This window comes from candidate division KSB1 bacterium, from assembly GCA_034505495.1.
Lineage (GTDB): Bacteria > Zhuqueibacterota > Zhuqueibacteria > Residuimicrobiales > Krinioviventaceae > Fontimicrobium_A.
Genome location: JAPDQV010000075.1, coordinates 1 through 6,509, shown reverse-complemented (window position 1 = coordinate 6,509; position 6,509 = coordinate 1). Strand labels below are relative to the sequence as shown.

Annotated in this window: 6 protein-coding genes and 1 pseudogene; 2 read left to right on the top strand and 5 right to left on the bottom strand. The window is 54.2% G+C overall.

The window, feature by feature from the left end; translation table 11 throughout:
• Positions 1-52: 52 nt before the first annotated feature.
• The 5 genes and pseudogenes from ONB24_15420 to ONB24_15400 form a co-directional block, all read right to left on the bottom strand.
• A complete protein-coding gene (locus ONB24_15420; protein ID MDZ7317500.1) occupies positions 53-250 on the bottom strand; it encodes a helix-turn-helix domain-containing protein in 198 nt (65 codons plus the stop codon).
• An 84-nt stretch (positions 251-334) separates the two neighbouring features.
• Positions 335-1,132: pseudogene (locus ONB24_15415) on the bottom strand (sigma-54 dependent transcriptional regulator).
• 140 nt (positions 1,133-1,272) lie between these two features.
• Positions 1,273-2,160 (bottom strand): energy-coupling factor ABC transporter ATP-binding protein, encoded by an 888-nt coding sequence (locus ONB24_15410; protein ID MDZ7317499.1) that lies wholly within the window; start codon positions 2,158-2,160, stop codon positions 1,273-1,275.
• The gene (gene dgt / locus ONB24_15405; GenBank protein MDZ7317498.1) at positions 2,130-3,473 is read right to left on the bottom strand and encodes a dNTP triphosphohydrolase; all 1,344 of its coding nucleotides are present in this window, start codon (positions 3,471-3,473) and stop codon (positions 2,130-2,132) included. The genes ONB24_15410 and dgt overlap by 31 nt, the downstream gene beginning before the upstream one ends.
• On the bottom strand, positions 3,470-4,255 hold the full coding sequence (locus tag ONB24_15400) for a histidinol-phosphatase HisJ family protein (protein MDZ7317497.1): 786 nt from the start codon (positions 4,253-4,255) through the stop codon (positions 3,470-3,472). Before ONB24_15400 ends, dgt begins: the two co-directional genes overlap by 4 nt.
• Before the next feature lie 449 nt (positions 4,256-4,704).
• On the opposite strand from ONB24_15400, the gene ONB24_15395 reads away from it, so the two are divergent.
• Both ONB24_15395 and ONB24_15390 read left to right on the top strand, forming a co-directional pair.
• Positions 4,705-5,772, top strand: a complete 1,068-nt coding sequence (locus tag ONB24_15395) for a polysaccharide deacetylase family protein (GenBank protein MDZ7317496.1) — start codon at positions 4,705-4,707, stop codon at positions 5,770-5,772.
• A 47-nt stretch (positions 5,773-5,819) separates the two neighbouring features.
• Positions 5,820-6,368 (top strand): nitroreductase family protein, encoded by a 549-nt coding sequence (locus tag ONB24_15390; GenBank protein MDZ7317495.1) that lies wholly within the window; start codon positions 5,820-5,822, stop codon positions 6,366-6,368.
• Positions 6,369-6,509: the final 141 nt, after the last annotated feature.

Here is a 6,509-nt window from a genome sequence, read left to right as displayed (position 1 = left end):
GGTAAGGCCAGACAGGCGATAAGGAACAAAGTGGTCCGCAGAGAAGCGTTGTTCACGAATTTTTTCTCCATCCGTCGTGACGAATATCATGTTGCGAGATTTTGTAGTTGAGGGCACGCGGCGAGATACCGAGCAGTCGGGCGGCTTCTCTTTGTACCCATTTGGTCCGTTTAAGAGCCGTGAGAATGGCTTCGCGTTCCAGCTCCTTGAGGTTGAGCGTTGAAAAGCCGATGCCCTCCCGTTGCTGCATGCGGCGTTCGCGGCCGCCGGCGGCAAAGTAGTCTCTGCCGGTCATCGACAGAGCTGCCGCAGTCACCGGTTGTCCTTCCCGCACCACTAAAACGGCACGCTCGACCAAGTTGCGGAGTTCGCGAATGTTTCCGGGCCAGGGATGCTCTTTGAGCATTTTTAACGCGTCGTCGCTAAAAGGACCGATCTGTTTCTTGACCTCTTTGGAGAACTTTATGCGGAAATAGTCGGCCAACAGAGGGATGTCCTCCTTGCGCTCGCGCAACGGCGGCAAATGGATGGTAACGACATTCAGTCGATAGAACAGATCCGAACGGAAATTGCCTTTTTCCATCTCGGCCCACAGGTCCTTGTTGGTGGCGGCAATGATCCGGACATCCACCTTGATGTCCCGCGAGCCGCCGAGACGGGTAAAGGTCTGCTCCTGAAGCACGCGCAGAATTTTGGCCTGGGTGGAAGGATGCATGTCGGCGATCTCATCGAGGAAAAGCGTGCCGCCGTCGGCCTGCTCGAAGCGGCCAGTATGCCGGTGGACGGCGCCGGTGAAAGCGCCTTTTTCATGGCCGAACAGTTCGCTTTCGAGCAAGTTTTCATTCAAAGCCGCACAATTGACGGCGACAAAGGGTTTGTTTTTGCGTAAGCTGAGCGCCTGAATGGTACGGGCAATCAGTTCTTTGCCGGTTCCTGTCTCGCCGTAGATGAGCACCGAAGCATTGCTGGGAGCGGTGTTCTTGATCAATTGATAAATACGCTGTATATCGGGATTGCGGCTGAGTTTTGGGTATTCCAATTCGAATGCCGTGAGATTACTGCCGTTATCCGACTGCAACAAGTTGAAATCGGACTCTTCGTTTAGGAATAATTCTGCGAAAGGCTGGTCCATTGAACTGCAAATCTCCTTTCGAGATGACATCGATTTGAACTGCTGCGACTGCGACGATAATCTCTTCCGGCAGCAATCCAACTCGTGCCGGACCTCAAGTCACAATTCAATATACAAAAATCCCCTCTGCTTGACAAGCTTCAAGCTGCGTGAGAGGACAAGAGAGCCAGTTTTGTTTCCAATTCCTGCATTGTCAAAACATCGAGGATTTCTTTGGGGAGGTTTTTAAATTCCGCAAGCACCTGCCGCAGGGAGGGCAATTCAAGATCGGCTTTCTGCAAAATAGTTTGTTCGACAAAAAGAGAGCGGGGCGTTCCGTCGAACAAGATTTTGCCTTTGAACAACACAATCACCCGATCCGCCGTTTCGGCAACAAAATCCATGTTATGGGTAATGACGACGATGGTCTTGCCCTGGTTTTGCAAACGTTTGACCAGGCGAATAAAGCCGCGGACGCCCTCGGGGTCGAGTCCGGCCGTCGGCTCGTCAAAGACGGTCATTTCCGGCTGCATCGCCAGCACACCCGCAATGGCGACGCGCCTCTTTTCGCCTTCGCTGAGCTGGAACGGCGAGCGTGAACGAAACTGCTCGGCGTCGAGGTCCATGGCCGACAGAGCTTCGAGAACACGCTGTTCGACCTCATTCGGCATCAGTCCAAAGTTTTTCGGTGCAAATCCGACGTCTTTTTCCACCGTTTCTTCGAAAAGCTGCAGTTCGGGAAACTGGAAAACCAGCCCGACGCGTCGGCGCAGGGCAACGCGATCAAAACTGCGTCCCCATATATTTTTCCCTCTATAAAGCACTCGGCCGTGATCGGGTTTCAGCAGGCCGGTAAAATGCTGAACAAGGGTGCTTTTACCGGAGCCGCTGGGCCCGACAATGGCAACGCATTCATTCTCATACAGTTCAAAGGAAACGTCATCGAGGACATCTCCCGGTGAGGCGGCGATGCCGGTATAGCGGAACCGCACATGTTCGATACAGAGGATCGGTTCGTTTACAGGCCGGCGCTTTGTCGATTCGTCCATCGGGCAAGTTCCTCTTGATTCATTCGCTGCAGTCGCTTAAAGGTGTTTTCGGCATAGTCATCGGTCATGCCGGCGATGTGGTCGCACACGGCGCGGGCAAAAAGCGGATCGCGCTGCAGCCGGTCTCTAACCTCCGTTGCGCTCGTTTTGTCCGAATAGATCGCCTGGAGGTCTCGATCCGACAGAACTCTTGCCAGGCGATACTCGGGCAAAAGATTGGGGTAAAGATAATAAAGGCGAAACAGTTCGCGGATGATAAAAGCAGCCTGTTCGTCGCCGCGCTCAGCCGAGGCGACACGAATGATTTCGCGCATGATAAAGCGGTCGAGCGCCTCCTGGAGCGGATCGACCGTTGGACTGAACCAGGCGATCCGACGATCAAAAAACGAGGTACGGCCGGTTTGTTCATAAAAAATGCGCATGTTGACCGCTGTCTGTCGGATGACGTCCGAGATCAAGACGTCGACCAGTTTTCGGATCAGCTTGTTGCGGTAAAGAAAGCGATCGACTTTATCGGAAAAAGAAAGACGGCTCTTGGCCTCTACATATCGGATCATCGGCAGGGAGCGAACCTGCTCCAAGGTGACATAACCGGCGCGGAGGCCGTCTTCGAGATCATGGGTGCGCTGCGCAATTTCGTCGCACACGGCAACGATCTGTCCCTCGATCGTCGTCGCGTTGTCCAATTCATAGTAGAGTCCTTCATAACGGAAGCCCGGGATGTCGACCTCGCCGCGCCGCAGGCGAGTGTGTTTAAGGATCCCCTCGCGCACGGGAGCCGTCAGATTGAGGCCGTCGAATGAATAGCGTTTTTCGTTCCAGTCGACGATGCGCACGCTTTGATAATTGTGCTTGAAACCCCCTCCATCGCCGAAGCGCGCCGAATCGTCGAGAGTGTCCTCCCCTTTCATAATGCGGTGCAGAACCACCTCGCCGATGTGGCCGAAAGGGGTATGGCCGGTATCGTGCGCCAAGGCGACGGCCTCGACAAGGTCTTCGTTGAGTCCCAGGGAGCGCGCAATGGTGCGCGACATCTGAGCCACTTCGATGGTGTGCGTCAGCCGCGTGCGGTAATGATCGCCGTAACTGACCAAAAAGACCTGTCGCTTATGCTTCAGGCGCCGAAAGGCGCGCGAATGAATGATGCGGTCGCGATCGCGCTGGAAGGCCGTGCGGTAGGGATGCTCGGCCTCTTCGAACAGCCGTGTTTGGGCGGCGCGGCTGCTCAGGGCCGCAAAAGGCGATAACAACCGCTGCTCAATCGATTCAAGCGTTTTTCGTCGACGAATCGGTGCAATATTGTCTTTCATCATAGAGGAATTCGATAGGGTTTTCGTCTTTCAAAGCCGAGACATGACCGATAACCGATTCTTTTCAGCCGCTCGACGGTCACGGCAAAATCGGCGGCAACCTCCTCAGGTCGATGCGCATCAGAGCCGATGGTAATAGGGATATCCATTGCGAACGCCTGCGCCAGGATTTCCGGCGCCGGGTAAATATCATCGGCCTTGCGCAGACCCGAGGTATTAACATCCAGCGCCAGGCCGCAACGCTTGACGGCCTGCAGCGCTGCGTCACGGAGAGCGGCCATTTCCGCAGGCATTTCCGGCGCAAGCCGCTTGGGCAAATCAAAGTGGCCGATGACGTCATAAAGGCCGCTGGAGGCCGCTTCGGCGAGTAAAAGATAGTACCTGCGATAGAGCTCTTTTGCCCCAAACTCTTCCAATCGGCTGCGAAAATCCATATTGGAAAAATCCCAGTCCGAGACAAAGTGAACCGAGCCGATGACGTAGTCAAAAGGATAAGCGCGAACAAAAGCGGCAATATACGGCTGATGGGAGGGCAAATAATCCGCTTCGATGCCGAAACGAATCGTAATCTCGGAATATCGCTCTTTAGCAGAAAAAAGGCTGCCTACGTATTCCGCCCAATCCTCGATAGGCATGCGGCCGGTCGGATCATCCAACTCGGGAATAGGAATATGTTCGGCAAAACCGATTTCGGTTAATTGTTTACGAATCGCTGCTTCGACATATTCGAACAGCTCGCCCTCGCCATGTCGGGAAAGGCGGCAGTGAATGTGATAATCGACCATATTCCTCCATTGGATCGGTTGATGAAAAAGTTACGGAGGAAAAACAAAAGCGGCGAAGCTTTAAGCCGATACGGCGGATGCGTTTTTGACCACAAAAATCTTGCTTTTCTAGCCTATTTTACTAACTTTTTCGAGGAAAAAAAAGCAAAAGAAGGAGAGGAAAGCCGCTGAACAAGTCGGGTAGTAAGCGGGGAACGGAGCGCGCCGTTCAGTTTTGCGTTCATCATCCGCAGGTTCGAGCTCGCAAGCGTTGTTATCGCTGCGGCAACCCTGTCTGTCGCGAGTGCGAAACATTATTTTTGGGGCGAACGTTTTGTTCGCCGAAATGTCGGAGACAGGCTGTCGCTCATGACCTTGTCCAAGCCATTTTCCCAAAAACTTTTGACGTAAAAGCCTCAGTCCGGAAACTGCTGCGGTCGAGCGGCAGAATAGGCTTTACGATTTTTTTTATGGTTTGCGTGGCTGCGGTTTCTCTTGTCGTTCTGTTTCGGCTTTACCAACCGCCTACGCCGACGCATGAAGCCGCAGGAACCGGACAGCCGAGTGATGCGTTCGACAAATCGATAAAGGCCGAGGTCACAGAAAACAGCTTACGGATTGCCGGCGAAGCGGCGGACAGCCTTATTATCGCTGTAAAGGTGAACGATCGGCTGGCAGCCGCCGGAACACCAAAGTCCGGTTTTTTTGTCTTTGAGGCTGTGCCTTTGCAGTACGGTGAAAACGAGATTAGCCTTTACGCCGTCACTTTGGACGGCCGCTCGACGCTTCTCCAGCGTCTGACGGCCGCATACGGCAAACCGGTGCCCGCGTTTTTGGCGCGGGACGTTAACCGCGGCCGCCTTGACCGCCGGCAACTTGCGTTGACCTTCGACGGCGGTTCCGGCGCCGCAGCCGCGGAACCGATCCTTGACATTCTGCGGGAAAAGCGGATTAAATGCACGATCTTTCTGACCGGCGGTTTTATCAAGCGCTATCCGCAGTTGGTGCGCCGAATGGCTGAGGATGGGCACGAAATCGGCAATCATACATGGAGTCATCCGCACTTGACCACGTTTGCCGAAAACGGCGTACATCAAACACGACCGGGCATCACACGCGAAAAACTGCAGCAGGAACTCAAACGGACGGCAGACCTTTTTCAGCAAGTCACCGGTCGACGAATGGCGCCGTTATGGCGGGCGCCGTATGGGGAACATAACGAAGAGATTCGCCGTTGGGCGGCAGAGGCCGGCTATCTGCAGATCGGCTGGACCGTCGGCAAAGGCGAAACCCTGGATACAATGGATTGGGTGAGCGATTCGACTGCGTCTGCGTTTCGCAGCCCGGGGCAGATTTTAGAAAAACTGCTCGGTTTCGGCCAATCCGACGGAAACGGCGCCAACGGCGGCATCATTCTGATGCACCTCGATTCACAGCGCCGCAGCAAGCCGGTATACACGATCCTGGAGGCGCTGATCGACAGCATGACGCAGCGCGGCTATCGCTTTGCGACCGTTTCAGAATTGATTAATCCATGATCTTGAACATTGCAGTAAAGAGATCGGGAAAACGGTAAATCCTTCTCATGAAGATAATAGATCTAATTAAATCGCGCTCCAGCGTGCGCACCTTTGCGGACAAAAAAGTGGACCGCGATCTACTGTTGCAGTGCATCGAGGCTGCACGACTGGCGCCCTCGGCCGAGAATGCACAACCGTGGCGGTACGTTATTTTGGACGATCCGGAGATCAAGAATGAAACGGCCAAACACGCATTTAGCGGCATTTTTGCGGCTACCCGATGGGCGGCGAAAGCGCCGGTTTTGGTCATCATCTTTGCACGGCTCGATTTAATCGCAAATCGCTTGGGACGATTGGCAACCGGCATTCCTTACTATCTCATCGATATCGGCATTAGCGGCGAGCATTTCGTCCTGCAGGCGCAGGAGCTCGGTTTGGGGACCTGCTGGATAGGCTGGTTCAGCGCAGCCGGAATCAAAAAGGCTCTCAAAACGCCGCGATCGTGGCGGCCCGTCGCCATGCTGGCGGTCGGCTATCCGCTTCATACCGAACAAAGAGAAAAGAAACGGAGAACCTTGGAAGAGATCTGTACATTCAACGGAACTGAGAAATGAAGAATCCACCGCTTGTCAAAGGAACGCTCTTAGCCAGGCCGCAGCGTTTTTTGGCCACTGTTAAACTGGACAACGGCCAGGTTATAAACGCTGCATGCAATCACAGCGGCAGCATGCGAACCTGCTTTGTACCCGGCAGCC

What these genes read in the sequence shown, in the direction of transcription:
- ONB24_15420 (MDZ7317500.1), bottom strand. Translation starts at nt 250, where the DNA reads ATGCAGCAACGGGAGGGCATCGGCTTTTCAACGCTCAACCTCAAGGAG.
- ONB24_15410 (MDZ7317499.1), bottom strand. Translation starts at nt 2,160, where the DNA reads ATGGACGAATCGACAAAGCGCCGGCCTGTAAACGAACCGATCCTCTGT.
- dgt (MDZ7317498.1), bottom strand. Translation starts at nt 3,473, where the DNA reads ATGATGAAAGACAATATTGCACCGATTCGTCGACGAAAAACGCTTGAA.
- ONB24_15400 (MDZ7317497.1), bottom strand. Translation starts at nt 4,255, where the DNA reads ATGGTCGATTATCACATTCACTGCCGCCTTTCCCGACATGGCGAGGGC.
- ONB24_15395 (MDZ7317496.1), top strand. Translation starts at nt 4,705, where the DNA reads ATGGTTTGCGTGGCTGCGGTTTCTCTTGTCGTTCTGTTTCGGCTTTAC.
- ONB24_15390 (MDZ7317495.1), top strand. Translation starts at nt 5,820, where the DNA reads ATGAAGATAATAGATCTAATTAAATCGCGCTCCAGCGTGCGCACCTTT.